This is a genomic window from Pandoraea sp. SD6-2, from assembly GCF_000389825.1.
Classification (GTDB): domain Bacteria; phylum Pseudomonadota; class Gammaproteobacteria; order Burkholderiales; family Burkholderiaceae; genus Pandoraea; species Pandoraea communis.
Map to the genome: position 1 here is coordinate 188,320 of NZ_KB944435.1, position 16,095 is coordinate 204,414.

The 16,095-nt window shown below is 61.7% G+C and carries 11 protein-coding genes and 2 tRNA genes; 4 read left to right on the forward strand and 9 right to left on the reverse strand.

Annotated features, from left to right (window positions below):
• Nucleotides 1-33: 33 nt before the first annotated feature.
• Nucleotides 34-726, reverse strand: coding sequence for an ABC transporter ATP-binding protein (locus C266_RS10525; RefSeq protein WP_010808087.1), 693 nt, complete (start codon nt 724-726; stop codon nt 34-36).
• Between the two features lie 52 nt (nt 727-778).
• Between C266_RS10525 and C266_RS10530 the strand changes: the two genes are divergently transcribed.
• On the forward strand, nt 779-1,423 hold the full coding sequence (locus tag C266_RS10530; protein WP_010808088.1) for an arylesterase: 645 nt from the start codon (nt 779-781) through the stop codon (nt 1,421-1,423).
• A gap of 55 nt (nt 1,424-1,478) precedes the next feature.
• Here C266_RS10530 and C266_RS10535 read toward each other — a convergent pair whose 3' ends face one another.
• The 8 genes from C266_RS10535 to tig all read right to left on the reverse strand — a co-directional run bounded on the left by C266_RS10535 (nt 1,479) and on the right by tig (nt 10,537).
• A complete protein-coding gene (locus C266_RS10535; RefSeq protein ID WP_010808089.1) occupies nt 1,479-3,401 on the reverse strand; it encodes a SurA N-terminal domain-containing protein in 1,923 nt (640 codons plus the stop codon).
• 81 nt (nt 3,402-3,482) lie between these two features.
• Nucleotides 3,483-3,559 (reverse strand) — tRNA-Asp (locus C266_RS10540).
• A 16-nt stretch (nt 3,560-3,575) separates the two neighbouring features.
• A tRNA-Val gene (locus tag C266_RS10545) sits at nt 3,576-3,651 on the reverse strand.
• 56 nt (nt 3,652-3,707) lie between these two features.
• Nucleotides 3,708-3,980: an HU family DNA-binding protein gene (locus tag C266_RS10550; RefSeq protein WP_010808090.1), complete on the reverse strand. Its 273-nt coding sequence runs from the start codon at nt 3,978-3,980 to the stop codon at nt 3,708-3,710.
• 306 nt (nt 3,981-4,286) lie between these two features.
• Nucleotides 4,287-6,707 (reverse strand): endopeptidase La, encoded by a 2,421-nt coding sequence (lon, locus tag C266_RS10555; protein ID WP_010808091.1) that lies wholly within the window; start codon nt 6,705-6,707, stop codon nt 4,287-4,289.
• 193 nt (nt 6,708-6,900) lie between these two features.
• On the reverse strand, nt 6,901-8,181 hold the full coding sequence (clpX, locus tag C266_RS10560) for an ATP-dependent Clp protease ATP-binding subunit ClpX (protein ID WP_010808092.1): 1,281 nt from the start codon (nt 8,179-8,181) through the stop codon (nt 6,901-6,903).
• Between the two features lie 235 nt (nt 8,182-8,416).
• The gene (gene clpP / locus C266_RS10565) at nt 8,417-9,070 is read right to left on the reverse strand and encodes an ATP-dependent Clp endopeptidase proteolytic subunit ClpP (RefSeq protein ID WP_036662582.1); all 654 of its coding nucleotides are present in this window, start codon (nt 9,068-9,070) and stop codon (nt 8,417-8,419) included.
• Between the two features lie 126 nt (nt 9,071-9,196).
• A complete protein-coding gene (gene tig, locus C266_RS10570; protein WP_010808094.1) occupies nt 9,197-10,537 on the reverse strand; it encodes a trigger factor in 1,341 nt (446 codons plus the stop codon).
• Nucleotides 10,538-10,975: 438 nt separating this feature from the next.
• Here tig and C266_RS10575 point away from each other — a divergent pair, with 438 nt between their 5' ends.
• The 3 genes from C266_RS10575 (at nt 10,976) to C266_RS10585 (ending at nt 16,094) form a co-directional block, all read left to right on the forward strand.
• Nucleotides 10,976-11,806 (forward strand): TetR/AcrR family transcriptional regulator, encoded by an 831-nt coding sequence (locus tag C266_RS10575; protein ID WP_010808095.1) that lies wholly within the window; start codon nt 10,976-10,978, stop codon nt 11,804-11,806.
• Between the two features lie 315 nt (nt 11,807-12,121).
• Nucleotides 12,122-14,620: an acyl-CoA dehydrogenase gene (locus tag C266_RS10580; protein ID WP_010808096.1), complete on the forward strand. Its 2,499-nt coding sequence runs from the start codon at nt 12,122-12,124 to the stop codon at nt 14,618-14,620.
• Between the two features lie 46 nt (nt 14,621-14,666).
• Entirely contained in the window at nt 14,667-16,094 is a 1,428-nt protein-coding gene (locus C266_RS10585) for a 3-oxoacyl-ACP reductase (RefSeq protein WP_010808097.1), read from the forward strand.
• The last annotated feature ends 1 nt before the right edge of the window (nt 16,095 follow it).

The window sequence follows — 16,095 nt, forward strand, 5'->3', positions numbered from 1 at the left end:
CGGCGGGTACGCTCGCCCCCTTCCGTCCGTTCGTCAAACCGAAGTGCCGTTGACCAGTCTCCCGCCGGCGAGCTGCACCGTCGCATCGCAACGTTGCGCAATCGCCAGATCGTGCGTCACGAGCACCAGCGTCGCACCGCTCGCCTCGTTGAGCGAGAACATGAGGTCAATGACGCGCTCGCCTGTGGCCGTGTCGAGACTGCCCGTGGGTTCGTCGGCAAATAGCACCGCAGGCTTCGTGACAAAGGCCCGCGCCAGCGCCACACGCTGCTGCTCGCCGCCCGAGAGTTGTTTGGGATAATGCGTCAGTCGCGCGCCCAATCCAACTTGCTCGAGCAACTTGACCGCACGATTGCGCACGTCATGTGTCTCACCCAACAGCTCGAGCGGCAGCATGACGTTCTCGAGTGCGGTCAGATGCGGCATGAGCTGGAACGACTGGAAGACGAATCCGACAGCGCCACGTCGCAGCGCAGCGCGGCCCTCTTCGTCGAGATCGCCCAACGACTTGCCCAGCAGCGTGATGGCGCCATCGGTCGCGGTGTCGAGTCCTGCCATCAAGCCAAGCAGCGTCGACTTCCCCGACCCCGATGCGCCGACGATTGCCACGCTCTGCCCCTTCGAGACGGAGAAATCGATATCCTGCAAAATGACTAGTTCACCGGTGGCGTCACGCAACCGTTTGCCCAGACCCCGCACTTCAATTACGTTTTCGGAAAACGACATGGCAAGAAGAGAGTTCTTGAAATTGGCCGCCTCAGCCCTCGTAGGCTGGTGCATGCTGTCAGGGACCGCGGCGAGCGCGGCAAGTTCGGGCGCACCGACGATTTTGGTCGTGGGCGACAGCCTTTCTGCGGAATATGGCATCGCGCGCGGCGCCGGCTGGGTCAATCTGATGCAGCAGACGATCACGCAAAGCGGCTTCGATTATAACGTCGTCAATGCGAGTATCAGTGGTGACACCACGAGCGGCGGACGTTCCCGTCTGACGCCATTGCTCGAACGCTATCGCCCCGCCGTCACGATCCTCGAACTAGGCGGCAACGATGCCCTGCGCGGCATTCCGCTGGATCTCACACGCAAGAACCTGCTTGAGATGATCGCCGCCGCACGCAAGACGGGCAGCCGGGTGATCGTCGTCGGCATGCGCGTTCCTCCCAACTACGGCCCGGACTACAGCGAACAGTTCTTCAATATGTTTTCCGTAGTCGCAAAGCAAGAGAAGACGGGCTACGTGCCCTTTCTGCTTGCCGGCGTGATCGAACACCCCGACTGGTTCCAGCAAGACCAGATTCACCCGCTGGCCAAGGCACATCCGCAAATTCTGCAGAACGTCTGGCCAACGGTGAAGCCGCTGCTCAAACCCGCCGGCAAACCTCCTGCCAAAGCGGCGGACTCCCGGACACCGAAGTCCGGCGCATAAAAAAACGCGGCCGATTGGCCGCGTTTTCCTTTGCATCCAGATATCGATCAATCGATCACGAACCTGCCTTCGTGACGTCATGGACGACCTTGACCTTCGAGCGAACGCGCAGGTCACCCAGCCACGCATTCCACTCGGCCTGAGCGGCCAGCTGGTTGAGCTGCTGTGCTTCGGCGGCAAGACGCTGTGCATCCTGTTCAGCCGGTTGCGTCACCTTGCTGATGCGATAAACCGCATAGCCCTGACCTTCGCCGAGCGCCACACCGACATACGCCGGCAGCTTGGCCGTATCGGCAGCGAAGATTGCGGTCAACGCGGTTGCCGGCAGCTTGCCCGGGTTGTCACGCGAAATGGTCTGCACAGCACCGAACGCCGCGTCGCCACCCTTCTTCAGCGCGTCGAGCTTGGCTTCGCCGGCCTTCTTGGCTTCCTGATCCGCCAGATCGGCAACCGCTTTCTCCTTGACCTGGGCCTCGATCTGCGCGAGCGGCGGCGTTGCGGCCGGATGGTAGTTCACCACGTGAGCCGACACCAGCACGCCCTGACCGACATCCACCGCTTCGGTGTTTCGCTTGTTCTTGAGGGATTCGTCGCCAAACACCGCCTTGAGCAACTTCTCGTTACCCAGCGGGCTTTGCGCTTGCGACGGGTCCGGCGTGCGCGTGACCTTCGCCGACAACACCTTCAGATTCAGCTGGTCGGCCACCGGCTGCAGGCTGTCGGGTTGCTCGTACACCGCATTGGTGAACTGATCGGCCAGCTTGGCGTACGCCTTCGCCGATTCTTGCTGGCGATACTGATCGGCCAACTGCCCCTTCACTTCATCGAACGACTTCGTTTGCGCCGGCTTGATGCCCGTCAGCTTGATGATGTGATAACCGAAGTCGCTCTTCACGACATCGCTCACGTCACCACTGGTTTTGAGCGCGAATGTAGCATCGGCAAACGGCTTGACCATCGCATCGCGCGCAAAGAAGCCGAGGTCACCCCCGTTGGCCTTCGAACCCGGATCTTCCGAATTCTCGCTGGCCAGCTTGGCGAAGTCGTTCGGGTTCTGCTTGATCTGCGCGAGCAGCGCTTCGGCCTTGGCCTTCGCCTTGGCGTGATCTGCCGGCGAGGCATCGGCCGGCGATGCGATCAGGATGTGCGACGCGCGACGCTCTTCCTGCGTCGTGTACTGCTTCAGGTTGTCGTTGTACATCTTGCGCAGCACGTCGTCGCTCGCAGGCGTCTGCGCCGATGCCGGCATGGCCTTCGGGTCGAGCACAACATACTGGATCTCGGCCGACTCCGGCGTCTGGAACGCGGCCTTATGCGCATCGTAGTACGCCTGCATCTGCTGTGGCGTCGGCACGACCTTACCCGCGAAGTCCGAGGCCGGGAAATTCAGCACCGCGACGTCACGTTGCTGGGCACGCAGTTGTGCGAAACGATCGAGCACCGCCTTCGGCAACATGGCACTTGCCTGCACGCTTGCCGGCAGTTGGTTCGATGCCAGTTCGAAACGGATTTGCGCTTCAAGTCGTTGCGGCGTGAGGTTCTGTGCTGACAGCAGTTGCTCGTACTTGGCCTGATCGATCGAGCCATCTGGACGGCGCAGTTGCGCAATCGCGGGGATGGCGAGCAGCGCCTCACGCACTTGCGCGTCGGGCACCGACAGATTCTTCTTGAGGGTTTCCTGCGTGAGCAGCTTCTGCTGGATCAGGTTATCGAGCACAGCACTGCGCATTTCGGGAGTGTTGATCTGGCTCGCATCGACAGCGCCACCGAACATTTGCTGCATGCGCTCGGTCTGCGCGCGAAGCACGCTGTCGTACTCCTGACGTGTCACGGTTTGATCGCCCACCTTGGCGATCGTGCTGGCATCCGCGGCGTAGTCTTGCAAGCCATGAACGCCGAACACCACGAACGACGGGACGATCAGCACCGTCAGGAAGATGAGGACCAAGCGTTGATGACGGCGGATGAAGTCGAACATACGAAATCGGAAAAGTCGTCTAGAGCGTCTTAGGACGTCATATGGCAAAAAAGGCGAACCGAAGTTCGCCTTTTCACAATTTGGCGGAGCGGACGGGGCTCGAACCCGCGACCCCCGGCGTGACAGGCCGGTATTCTAACCAACTGAACTACCGCTCCCCAAGATATCTGGAACTGGTGGGTGCTGAGGGGCTCGAACCCCCGACCTACGCCTTGTAAGGGCGCCGCTCTACCAACTGAGCTAAGCACCCGTTCCCGATTCAAGCGTTGTTCTTGTTACCGTTTCCCGCCGAAGCAGGAAAGCTCGTTAGTTTAACGTATCTTTCAAACCTTTGCCAGGGCGAAATTTCGGAACCTTCGCTGCCTTGATCTTGATCGCTGCACCAGTGCGCGGATTGCGCCCCGTGCGCGGCGCGCGCTTCGCGACGTGGAACGTACCAAAGCCGACCAGCGTCACCTGCTCGCCCTTCTTCAACGCTTTCTTTACTGCACCCACCAATGCATCAAGTGCTCGACCGGCAGCAGCTTTCGAGATATCTGCCTCACCCGCGATATGATCGATCAGTTCCGTCTTATTCACTGTAACCCCCTTGCAAGGATAGTAGGCGATTGAGCCGCGGAGGCGCTCTTTGCGCGCCTTGACATTGATCTGCGAGGTCCGCTGGCTTTGCCATTAGACAAGCCGCAAACCCTGATGTCAAGCCGTTTTGCGCCGTTTTACGCCCCTTTGGCGGCATAGGAAGCACTCCTGAATCTGCGCATTCCGGTCACCATTTTCGAGCACTTTGCGTGAATAAAAAAAGCCCGGGGAAAACCCCGAGCTTTTTGCCCATTTTCGATCTGGCGCGACGAAGAAAATGCCGTCGCGCCAAACGAAATGTGAGCGTCAATGCTTGATGACGTCCTGCTTGCCGCTGGTATCCGCATTCGGCGCGACAGGTGCAGCTTTCGCCTCCTCTTCCGGCAGCGGCACCGGCGCATGCTCCAACGCCAGTTCGAGCACCTTGTCGATCCAGCGCACCGGCACGATCTCCAGCGCATTCTTGACCGTATCGGGAATCTCCGCGAGATCCTTCACGTTCTCTTCCGGAATCAACACGAGCTTGATGCCACCACGGTGAGCCGCAAGCAACTTCTCCTTGAGACCGCCGATCGGCAGCACTTCGCCGCGCAGCGTGATCTCACCGGTCATTGCCACATCCGCACGCACCGGAATACCGGTGAGCACCGAGACGAGCGCCGTTGTCATTGCGATACCGGCGGACGGACCGTCCTTCGGCGTCGCACCTTCCGGCACGTGGATGTGGATGTCCTTCTTCTCAAACTGCTCGTCCGTCACACCAAGGCGACGGGCACGCGAACGCACCACCGAACGTGCCGCTTCGACCGACTCCTTCATCACGTCGCCGAGCGAACCCGTTCGGATGATGTTGCCCTTGCCTGGCATCAGCGCAGCTTCGATGGTCAGCAGATCGCCGCCCACTTCCGTCCACGCCAGACCCGTGACCTGGCCGATCTGGTTTTCCTTCATGGCCAGACCGAAGTCGAACTTGCGCACGCCCAGGAAGTTGTCGAGATTGCTGGCATCGACCTTGATCGATGAACCATCGACCTTCTTGAGCAACAGCATCTTCACGACCTTGCGGCAGATCTTCGAGATCTCGCGCTCGAGCGAACGCACACCGGCTTCGCGCGTGTAGTAGCGAATGATGTCGCGAATCGCGGATTCCGTCAGATCGATCTCGCCTTCCTTCAACCCGTTGTTCTTTTTCTGCTTCGGCAGCAGATAACGCTGGGCGATGTTGACCTTCTCGTCTTCCGTGTAGCCCGACAGGCGAATCACTTCCATACGATCGAGCAACGGCGCCGGAATGTTCAGCGAGTTCGAGGTGGCCACGAACATCACGTCCGACAGATCGAAGTCGACTTCGACGTAGTGATCCGAGAACGTGTGGTTCTGCTCGGGATCAAGCACTTCGAGCAGCGCGGAACTCGGGTCGCCCCGGAAGTCCATGCCCATCTTGTCAACTTCGTCGAGCAGGAACAGCGGGTTACGTACCCCCACCTTCGACAGGCTCTGCAGAATCTTGCCCGGCATCGACCCGATGTACGTGCGACGGTGGCCACGAATCTCAGCCTCGTCGCGCACGCCGCCCAACGCCATGCGCACGAACTTGCGGTTCGTCGCACGCGCGATCGACTGACCGAGCGACGTCTTACCTACGCCGGGGGGCCCGACCAGGCACAGGATCGGGGCCTTGACCTTGTCCACGCGCTGTTGCACGGCAAGATACTCAAGGATGCGTTCCTTGACCTTCTCGAGACCGAAGTGGTCCTCGTCGAGCACCTTTTCGGCGTTCGACAGATCGTTGTTCACCTTGCTCTTCTTGCGCCACGGCAAACCGACCAGCGTGTCGATATAGTTGCGCACGACGGTGGCTTCGGCCGACATCGGCGACATCAGCTTGAGCTTCTTGAGTTCGGCGTCAGCCTTCTTCTTGGCTTCCTTCGGCAGATGCGCGGCCTTGATGCGCTTCTCGAGTTCTTCGAGATCCGCACCTTCTTCGCCTTCGCCCAGTTCCTTCTGGATCGCCTTGACCTGTTCGTTCAGGTAGTACTCGCGCTGGCTCTTCTCCATCTGGCGCTTCACGCGGCCACGGATACGCTTTTCGACCTGAAGGATGTCGATCTCGCTCTCGAGCTGCGCGAGCAGATGCTCAAGGCGCTCGATGACCGGAAACATCTCGAGAATCTTCTGCTTTTGCTCAAGCTTGAGCGGCAGGTGAGCGGCGATAGTATCCGCCAGACGACCCGCCTCGTCGATGCCCGACAGCGACGTCAGGATCTCCGGCGGAATCTTCTTGTTGAGCTTCACGTACTGATCGAACTGCGCCACGATCGCACGACGCAGGGCCTCGGATTCCGGCGAGTTGCCGTCATCCGGTTCGAGCGGCATGACTTCCGACGTGAACTGGGTTTCTTCCTCATCCACGCTCAGGGTGCGAGCGCGCTGAATCCCCTCGACCAGCACCTTGACGGTGCCATCGGGCAGTTTGAGCATTTGCAGGATGTTCGCCACGCAACCGATCTCGTAGAGATCCTTGGACGTAGGCTCATCCTTGGCCGCGGCTTTCTGCGCGACCAGCATGATGTGCTTGCCGCCTTCCATGGCGGTTTCAAGCGCTTTAATCGATTTCGGACGCCCCACGAAAAGGGGAATCACCATGTGCGGAAACACGACCACGTCGCGCAAAGGCAACAGGGGCAGTTGAATCGCTTCGGGCGGGAGGATTTGGGTGCCTGACATCTCGTTCCCCATATTTAACGAACCGTTGTGTTCCAGCTAGTTGAGGCCGCCGGCGAGAATTACAAGAGGGACGGAAAGCCCATTCGCCGACAAGTTGCACCACTCGGGGTTTCATTGCCCGTGGCACTAGTATGAAGGAAAAAAAGCCGTCCATGTTTCCATGAACGGCTTCGGGTAGCACTGAGTTGACCGTTCAATTGGAGCCGGCAACCTTGGGTGACTCCTGGTAGATCAAAAGCGGCTTTCCGTCGCCGCTGATCGCGTTTTCGTCCAGAATCACCTTGGTAACGCCCTTGAGCGACGGCAGCTCGTACATAACTTCGAGTAGCGCCTGTTCGATGATCGAACGCAGGCCACGCGCACCGGTCTTGCGCTTGATGGCCTTGCGCGCCACCGCATGCAGCGCCGCCGGGCGGATTTCCAGCTCCACCCCTTCCATCATGAACAGACGCTGGTACTGCTTGACCAAAGCGTTCTTCGGTTCGATGAGGATGGTCACCAACACGTCCTCATCAAGCTTACCCAACGTGGCAACCACCGGCAGACGGCCGATCAACTCAGGAATCAAGCCGAATTTGATCAGATCTTCCGGTTCGACGTCACGCAGCAACTCGCCAGCGTCGCGCTCTTCGCCAGTCTTGACCGTCGCGCCGAAACCGATACCCGTCTTCTCGGTGCGGTTCATGATGATCTTCTCGAGGCCATCGAACGCACCGCCGCAGATGAACAGGATGTTCGTCGTGTCGACCTGGATGAAATCCTGGTTCGGATGCTTGCGGCCACCTTGCGGCGGCACCGACGCCATCGTCCCTTCCACGAGCTTGAGCAGCGCTTGCTGCACGCCTTCGCCGGACACGTCGCGCGTAATTGACGGGTTGTCCGACTTACGGCTGATCTTGTCGATTTCGTCGATGTAGACGATGCCCTTCTGCGCCTGCTCGATCTCGTAATTGCAGTTCTGCAGCAGCTTCTGGATGATGTTTTCGACGTCTTCCCCCACGTAACCGGCTTCGGTCAGCGTGGTGGCGTCGGCAATCACGAAGGGCACGTTGAGCAAACGCGCAAGCGTCTGCGCAAGCAGCGTCTTGCCCGAACCGGTCGGCCCGATCAGCAGGATGTTGCTCTTGGACAGCTCGACCTCGTCGCGCTTGTCGCCGAGGTGTTTCAGTCGCTTGTAATGGTTGTAGACCGCAACCGCCAGGATCTTCTTCGCGCGGTCCTGGCCGATCACATATTGATCGAGACTCTCGCGAATTTCCTGCGGTGACGGCAAATCGGACTTGCCACCACTGCCGCCCTCATCTTCGGCTGCTGCGGCCTCGTCGCGAATGATCTCGTTGCACAGATCAATGCACTCGTCGCAGATGAACACGGACGGACCTGCGATGAGCTTCTTGACCTCGTGCTGGCTCTTTCCGCAGAAGGAGCAGTAGAGCAGCTTTTCGCCGTTGGAAGTGCTTTTTTTATCCACCATATCTGTGTCAGCCTGCTAGCAATTTGCGCCCCGGTCGTCCCCCGTCGGGGGCGGCAAACGCGGCATACGTAATTGCATTGTAACGCCATGCCGCGCGAGCGTGTGGCCCACCCGCGACAACCCTAAATTCCCTTTTACGACAAAGACTTGGCGCGACCACCCGGTCTTTCGAGACGAAAACACCCGGTGTCGCGCCAGCCATGTTGCCCTCAGGCGCCCTGAATTCGAGACCGAATCAGGGACGGTTTTCCAGCACGCGATCGATCAACCCATACTCGACGGCATCGGTCGCCGACTTGAAGTTGTCGCGATCGGTGTCACGCGCAATGGCTTCAAGCGACTGACCGGTGTTGTAGGAGAGCAGTTGATTCAATCGGTCTTTGAGCAAAAGGATTTCCCGGGCGTGAATCTCGATGTCCGACGCCTGACCGCGGGCGCCGCCTAGCGGTTGGTGAATCATGATGCGCGCGTTCGGCAGCGCAAAACGCTTGCCCTTTTCGCCGGCAGCGAGCAGGAATGCGCCCATGCTCGCGGCCATGCCCAGGCACAGCGTCGAGACCGCCGGTTTGACGAATTTCATCGTGTCGTAAATCGCCAGACCCGCCGAGACGGAACCGCCCGGCGAGTTGATGTACATCGAGATTTCCTTGTCAGGATTTTCGCTCTCGAGGTACAGCAACTGGGCGACGACGAGGTTGGCGCTCTGGTCGTTGACCTCGCCCACCAGGAAAATGATGCGCTCCTTGAGGAGTCGCGAGTAAATGTCGTAAGCGCGCTCGCCACGACCACTTTGCTCGACGACCATCGGCACGAGGCCAAGGCCTTGTGTCTCGAGGGCGGAGTTGTGCGTCGGGGAGGCGAGTTGGGCGAGCAATTCGGAACGGGTAATCATATCGGTTCGACCCTTCTATCGAGATGGTTTTGCGCGCCGCAGGGAGGAGGCCCGGGGGCCATTTGGAAAAGAACCGCCACGGCCTTGCGGCCGCGGCGGCTCAGTTGGTCGTGTCGCGCTCGATCAGGACTGCGTGTTGCCAGCCAGCTCTTCGAAGCTGACTTGCTTGTCGGTCACCTTGGCCTTACCCATGACGAACTCGACTACGTTGTTCTCGACGACAAAACCTTCCATTTCCGCCATGCGCTGCTGATCGCCATAGTACCAGCGGACGACTTCTTGCGGGTCTTCGTAGCTCTTCGCGAACTCTTCGACTTCGGCCTTGATCTGCTCCGGCTTGGCTTGCAGGTCGTTCTGCTTGACCAGCTCAGCCAGGATGAGACCCAGCTTCACGCGACGCTCGGCTTGCTCCTTGAACATCTCCGCCGGGATCGGCACGTTGCCAGCGTTCGGCACGCCGCGTTGTGCGAGGTCCTGACGAGCCATCGCCACCAGACGCTCCTGATCCTGAGCGACCAGCGCGTTCGGCACTTCGAGCTCTGCCACGGAGATCAATGCGTTCATCACTTGATCCTTGAGCAGGGCCTGCGTACGGCGCTTCACTTCGCGCGACAGGTTTTCCTTGATGTCGGCGCGCATCTTTTCGATGCTGCCATCCGCGATACCGAGCGACTTGGCGAACTCGGCGTCGACTTCCGGCAGGTGCGCCCACTCGACCTTCTTCAGCGTGACGGTGAACGTGGCGGTCTTACCAGCCACTTCCTTGCCGTGGTACTCGTCCGGGAACTTGAGCTCGAATTCCTTCGACTCGCCGACCTTCAGGCCCAGCGTGGCCTTCTCGAATTCCGGCAGCATGCGGCCTTCGCCCAGCACGAAGACGAAGTCTTCGGCGCTACCGCCGGCGAACACTTCACCGTCGATCTTGCCGACGAAGTCGACCGTCACACGGTCGCCATCCTTGGCTTCCACCGCGCCGCCGTCGCCATGGGCGCCAGCTTCGCCGCGCACGTGATAGTGCACGCGCTGCTTGCGCAGGATGTCGATGGTGCGATCGATCTCGGCTTCCGAGACGTCGGTCGTGGTGCGGCTGACTTCCGCGGCGGCCAGATCACCGATCTTGACTTCCGGGTAGATCTCGAACGTGGCGTCGAATGCGTATTCGGTGTCGGCAGCATCGGCCTTCGGCGCGAAGCGCGGCTGGCCTGCCACACGCAGATCCTGTTCCTTGCTGATTTCGAAGAATTGCTGGCCAACCTTGTCGCTCACGACTTCGGCTTCGACCTGACCACCGTATTGCTGGGTGACCATCTTCAGGGGCACCTTGCCCGGACGGAAGCCCGGCATGCGAACCGTCTTCGACAGCTTTTGAATGCGAGCTGCGACTTCTTTTTCGACTTCCTGCTTGGGCAGGGCGATGGTAAAGCGGCGCTCGAGCTTGCCGAGGTTTTCAACAGCGATAGTCATGAGGATATTCGTCCATCCAGAGGGTCGTTCTGTGTTGCGGCGAGGGAATGCCGCAAGCGGACCCAGTCAGTTAATCAACCTTGGGCCGGAACCGGCGATGTAACGCCGGCTTCCCTCCGCCCCCGACAAATCGGGGTAGCCCCAAAACGGTTTTGCACACAAAGCGGGACATTTTAGCAAACTATTGTCCCGTCTCCAGACTTTCCGGCCGGAAATCAGGGAAATCGGACCATTTTGCCTTCGCGCACCTTCCCGGCGCCATCTGCCACGTCAGGCGCGTCCCTATTGGGCGGAACAACGCTTTAGAGGGCCACGTCCACAAAAAGATCTTGGGAGACGTCTATTGGCGTTCTAGGATTCAATCGAACGTTTGAATGAAACATCGGTTCATTGACTCGACGTGGCGTTGTGCCGCGTCCTACTGAACGGGGGATCGTCGTGAGCTTACGCCTCTCGGCCGGCCGACAAGCCGGCGATACCAAGCTGCGCATCCTCGATGCCGCAGAAGATCTTTATATCGAATTCGGCTACGAAGCCATGTCCCTGCGCCAGATCACGTCACGCGCCGAGGTCAATCTGGCTGCCGTCAACTATCACTTCGGAAGCAAGGAAACCTTGCTTCAGGCCATGCTCTCGCGACGGCTCGACCGGCTCAACGAAGAGCGTCTCGCATTGCTGACCCGGGCCGAAGCCACCTGGCCGTCACCGCAGCTAACGTGCGAGCACGTGCTCGGGGCGATGTTCATCCCTGCCCTGGCCATTTCCCATCATCGCGATATCGGCGGCCCGGCGTTCCTGCGTCTGCTCGGGCGTGTCTATGCCGATCCGTCCCCGTTCATCCGCGATTATCTGCAACGGCACTACGCCCCGGTGTTCGAGCGATTCTTCGAGGCCTTCGCGCGCGCCTTGCCCGAGCTGCCGCGCCAGGAACTGGGCTGGCGGCTGCACTTCGCCCTGCAGGCGCTGTCCGGCGTGCTGGCGAGCACCGACACATCGCGCTTGATCGACACCTTTGCGCAAGGCCAGCCGATGGGCGACTTGCAGGTCGTCGCAAGACTCACCGCGCTCATGGTGGCAGCGCTCAAGGCACCGATGCCGGGCGAGGAGCAACTGGCGAGCTTCGCCGCCGTCTTCGCGCTTGCGAAAGACGCCAATATCACCCCTCCGCGTGAGGCCGGGCACGGCACAGAGCACCTCGCCCCGGCGCCACGGGACGAAGGCCACGGGCCAGCCTCCGGAGACAACGACCTCGCATTCGCGAACGCCTGAGCGTAAGCCCCGCGCAAACGCCTGAAGGCGTTCCGGAAGGATCGCCGCGCCGTGCGCCAGGCGCGCTGCACCAACGACTTTCACGAGTTGCATTCGCATCTTCGACGCGTCACCTGAATTCTCGGCGCACCAACCGGTCGCCGAGCGATCCAACAATAACGCCGTCGCCGGTTTGGACCGGGCGCAATGCCAGCGATCACCGGCAGATGGCACAAAGACGACAGCCCCCACAGGTGCCGGACATGGCGTATCCGCCATCACCGGTATAACGCCCAGCGCTTGCGGGAAAGCTGAACCGAAAGGGAGGAGAAAATGATGGCCGCATGGATTCTCGCGTTTGTCGTGGGCGTGACCGCCCTGCTTTTCTATCGCGCGCATGCCTGGCAATGGCTCATCGCCACGGCGCTATGGGTTGGCGTAGGCGCAGCGGCGGCACTGACGGGAACGGTCGCGACTGTCGTCCTCGCCATCGTGTTCGTCTTGCCAGCGTTGATCCTGAGCATCGGCCCATGGCGCCGTGCATGGGTTACCGCGCCCATGCTCGCCAAATTCCGCACGATCATGCCGGAAATGTCGGAGACGGAAAAAGACGCCATTGAAGCCGGCACCGTCTGGTGGGATGCCGATCTGTTCTCCGGCCGCCCCGACTGGCAGAAGTTCATGGCGCTGCCCGCGCCCGCCCTATCTGCCGAAGAACAGGCCTTCATGGCACACGAGGTCGAACATCTGTGCGATCTGTCCAACGACTGGGAAAGCACACAAGTCTGGCAAGACTTGCCGCCGAAAGCCTGGCAATACGCGAAGGATGCCGGCTTTCTGGGCATGATCATCCCCAAGCGCTACGGAGGTCACGAATTCTCCGCCTATGCGCACTCGCAAGTGGTGATGAAGCTGGCGTCGCGCTGTTCCGCCGCCGCCGTGTCGGTCATGGTGCCGAACTCGCTCGGCCCGGCCGAACTGCTGCTGCACTACGGCACCGAGGCGCAAAAGAACTACTACCTGCCGCGCCTGGCAAAGGGCGAAGAGATCCCTTGCTTCGCGCTCACGAGCCCTTACGCGGGCTCTGACGCCGCCGCCATTCCCGACGTTGGCGTCGTCTGCCGCGGCGTACATGACGGCCGTGAAACGCTGGGCTTCCGTGTCACATGGAACAAGCGCTACATTACCCTCGGCCCGATCGCGACGGTGCTGGGCCTGGCGTTCCGCGCCCTCGACCCCGACCATCTGCTGGGTGACGACGACGCGCCGGGCATCACTTGCGCACTGATCCCGACCAACCATCCGGGCGTCGTGATCGGCCGCCGCCACTGGCCGCTGAACGCCGTTTTCCAGAACGGCCCGAATGCCGGCAAGGACGTCTTCATTCCCCTCGACTGGGTCATTGGCGGTCAGGCCCAAGTGGGCAAGGGCTGGCGGATGCTGATGGAGTGTCTCGCGGCTGGCCGTGCGATCTCGCTGCCGTCGTCGAACGTCGGCTATTCGAAGATCGCGGTGCGCGCCACGGGCGCCTACGCTGCGGTGCGCCGTCAGTTCCGCACGCCGATCGGCAAGTTCGAAGGCGTGCAGGAAGCGCTCGCCCGCATGGCCGGTAATTTGTATGCAATGGACGCGGCGCGCCGCATGGCAGCGCTCGCCGTCGATCTTGGCGAGAAGCCCTCGGTGATTTCCGCCATCGCGAAATATCACGTGACCGAGCGCGCGCGCAAAGTGGTGAACGACGGCATGGATGTCGTGGCGGGCAAAGGCATCTGCATGGGCCCGAACAACTTCCTCGCCCGCGCCTATCAGCAAATTCCGGTGTCGATCACGGTCGAGGGCGCCAACATCATGACGCGGTGCCTGATGATCTTCGGTCAGGGCGCCATCCGCTGCCATCCGTACGTGCTCAAAGAACTCGCTGCGGCGCAGACAGCGGATCACGCTACCGCCGTGCGCGCATTCGACGACGCCCTTTTCGGCCATCTGACCTTCGTGACGAGCAACATCGCGCGCGGCGCGTTGCATGGCATCACGCACGCCCGGTTCTCTGCCGTGCCGTCGAATGCCGCGCCCGAGCTGCATCCCTACTATCGTGCCGCGAATCGCATGTCGACACTGCTTGCGATTGCATCCGACGTCTCGATGGCGGTCCTCGGCGGCTCGCTCAAGCGTCGCGAGAGCATCACGGGCCGCCTGGGCGACATCCTCTCGCAACTGTTCCTGCTCACCGCAACGCTCAAGCGTTTCGAGGACGAAGGCCGTCCGAAAGCCGATCTGCCACTGGTGCATTGGGCCGCGCAAGACGCACTCTGGCAGGCACGCGAAGCCTTCGAAGGCGTGCTGGCGAACTACCCGTCGGGCGTTGTCGCCTGGTGGATGCACTGGAAACTCGCACCGCTCGGCCTGCCGTACGCCAAGCCGTCCGATGCGCTCGCGACACAAGTGGCCGAATTGATGCAAACGCCGGGCGACGCGCGCGAGCGCCTCATCGCAGGCAGCTACTCGCCACGCGTTGAAATCGACGGGCTTGCCTATGGCGAGATCGTCTTCCAGATGACGCCGCAGGTCACCGCCATCGAGCAGCGTCTGCGCATCGCGATCAAGGAAGGCCGTCTGCCGGCGATGCCGCAAAGCCTGCCCGAATTCACGGCGTGGGTGGACCAGGCCGCAACGTTGCAACTTGTGAGCGACGACGAGCGCCGGGTGCTCACCCAATACGCCGACTACGCCGCACGCGCGGTGGCCGTCGACGACTTCCCTGCCGACTTCGGACGCCTCGCCGACATGCAACACGCCCAACAACAGGAAGCGGCCGGCGAAGCACTCACCACCTGAGCCAGCCCCTGCCACGTCTGCCCATCACTCTGAGGATTTACGCGCCGTGACGACGTCCGACCGATACCTAGCCTTCGCCAACTCCGCCGTAGGCAGCCGTCTGGCCAATGCGCTGGGGCTGCCGCGCCCCGTGCCGCTCGAGCGCATGCCGCCCTTCGGCGACACCGTGACACGCGAGATTGCAGCGCCGCTCGCCGTCGTGGGCGGCGCGGCGGACGCGCCGCTATTGCCCGGCCTGGCCCGCGAACTGCATTGGCTTGGTGTTCCCAGCCTTGCCCACGTGGCGCGACTCGACTGGATTTCGTACGCCAACAAGGCGGGCACGATGAGCGGGCGCTTCAATCCGAACGAAGGGGTGCGTCCCAAAGCCCTGCTGTTCGACGCCAGCGCCATCGCCGACACCGGCGAGCTGAGCGCGCTCTACACGTTCTTCCACGACACCCTCGCGACACTCGACCGCTGTGCGCGGGTGCTCGTGCTGGGCTTGCCGCCATCGCTGGCGCCGACGCCACAAGCCAGCGTTGCACAGCGAGCGCTTGAGGGCTTCGTGCGCTCGCTTGCGAAGGAACTCAAACGCGGGGCTACGGCGCAGTTGCTTTACGTCGCGCCACGCGCGCGCGAAGCCTTGCACTCGACGTTGCGCTTCTTCCTGTCACCGCGCGCCGCTTATGTAAGCGGGCAGGCTGTCACCTTGCAGGACCCCGTGTTCGAAACGCCACCGATGCGCGATCAGCGCCCGCTCGCCGGGCAAGTCGCGGTTGTGACCGGCGCAGCACGCGGCATCGGCGAAGCCATTGCCACCGTGCTGGCGCGCGACGGCGCACATGTCGTGTGCGTCGACATCCCGGGCGCACAGGCGCCACTCGAAGCCGTAGCGGCGCGTCTCGAAGGTAGCGCCCTCGCATGCGACATCGCCGCGCCCGAGGCGGGCGTCACGCTGCTGGCACATCTGTCGGCGCACGCACCGCGCGGCCTCGACATCCTCGTCCATAACGCCGGCATCACACGCGACAAGACACTCGTGCGCATGAGCGAGGCGCAATGGCAGAGCGTGCTCGACATCAACGCCGGTGCGCCGCAACGGCTTAACGCCGCGCTGCTCGACGCAGGCGTGCTGCGTGCCAACAGCCGGATCGTCGGCGTGGCGTCGATCAGCGGCATTGCGGGCAATCGCGGGCAGACGAACTATGCCGCGTCGAAGGCGGCCGTGATTGGCATGGTGGAAGCCTGGTCGCCGGTGCTCGCCGAGCGCCACATCAGCATCAACGCCGTCGCCCCCGGATTCATTGAAACGCAGATGACCGCCGCCGTACCGTTCGCCATCCGTGAAGCCGGACGCCGCATGAACTCGCTCGGCCAGGGCGGCCAGCCGGTCGACGTCGCCGAGGCCATCGCGTGGCTCGCACATCCGGCCTCCGGGGCGCTGACCGGACAGGTCGTGCGTGTCTGCGGTCAGAGCCTGCTGGGGGCATGAC

Excerpts from the sequence above, each read along its gene's own strand:
- clpX (WP_010808092.1), bottom strand. The coding sequence starts at position 8,181 with ATGGTGGATAAAAAAAGCACTTCCAACGGCGAAAAGCTGCTCTACTGC.
- C266_RS10530 (WP_010808088.1), top strand. The coding sequence starts at position 779 with ATGCTGTCAGGGACCGCGGCGAGCGCGGCAAGTTCGGGCGCACCGACG.
- C266_RS10525 (WP_010808087.1), bottom strand. The coding sequence starts at position 726 with ATGTCGTTTTCCGAAAACGTAATTGAAGTGCGGGGTCTGGGCAAACGG.
- C266_RS10535 (WP_010808089.1), bottom strand. The coding sequence starts at position 3,401 with ATGTTCGACTTCATCCGCCGTCATCAACGCTTGGTCCTCATCTTCCTG.
- tig (WP_010808094.1), bottom strand. The coding sequence starts at position 10,537 with ATGACTATCGCTGTTGAAAACCTCGGCAAGCTCGAGCGCCGCTTTACC.
- lon (WP_010808091.1), bottom strand. The coding sequence starts at position 6,707 with ATGTCAGGCACCCAAATCCTCCCGCCCGAAGCGATTCAACTGCCCCTG.
- C266_RS10580 (WP_010808096.1), top strand. The coding sequence starts at position 12,122 with ATGGCCGCATGGATTCTCGCGTTTGTCGTGGGCGTGACCGCCCTGCTT.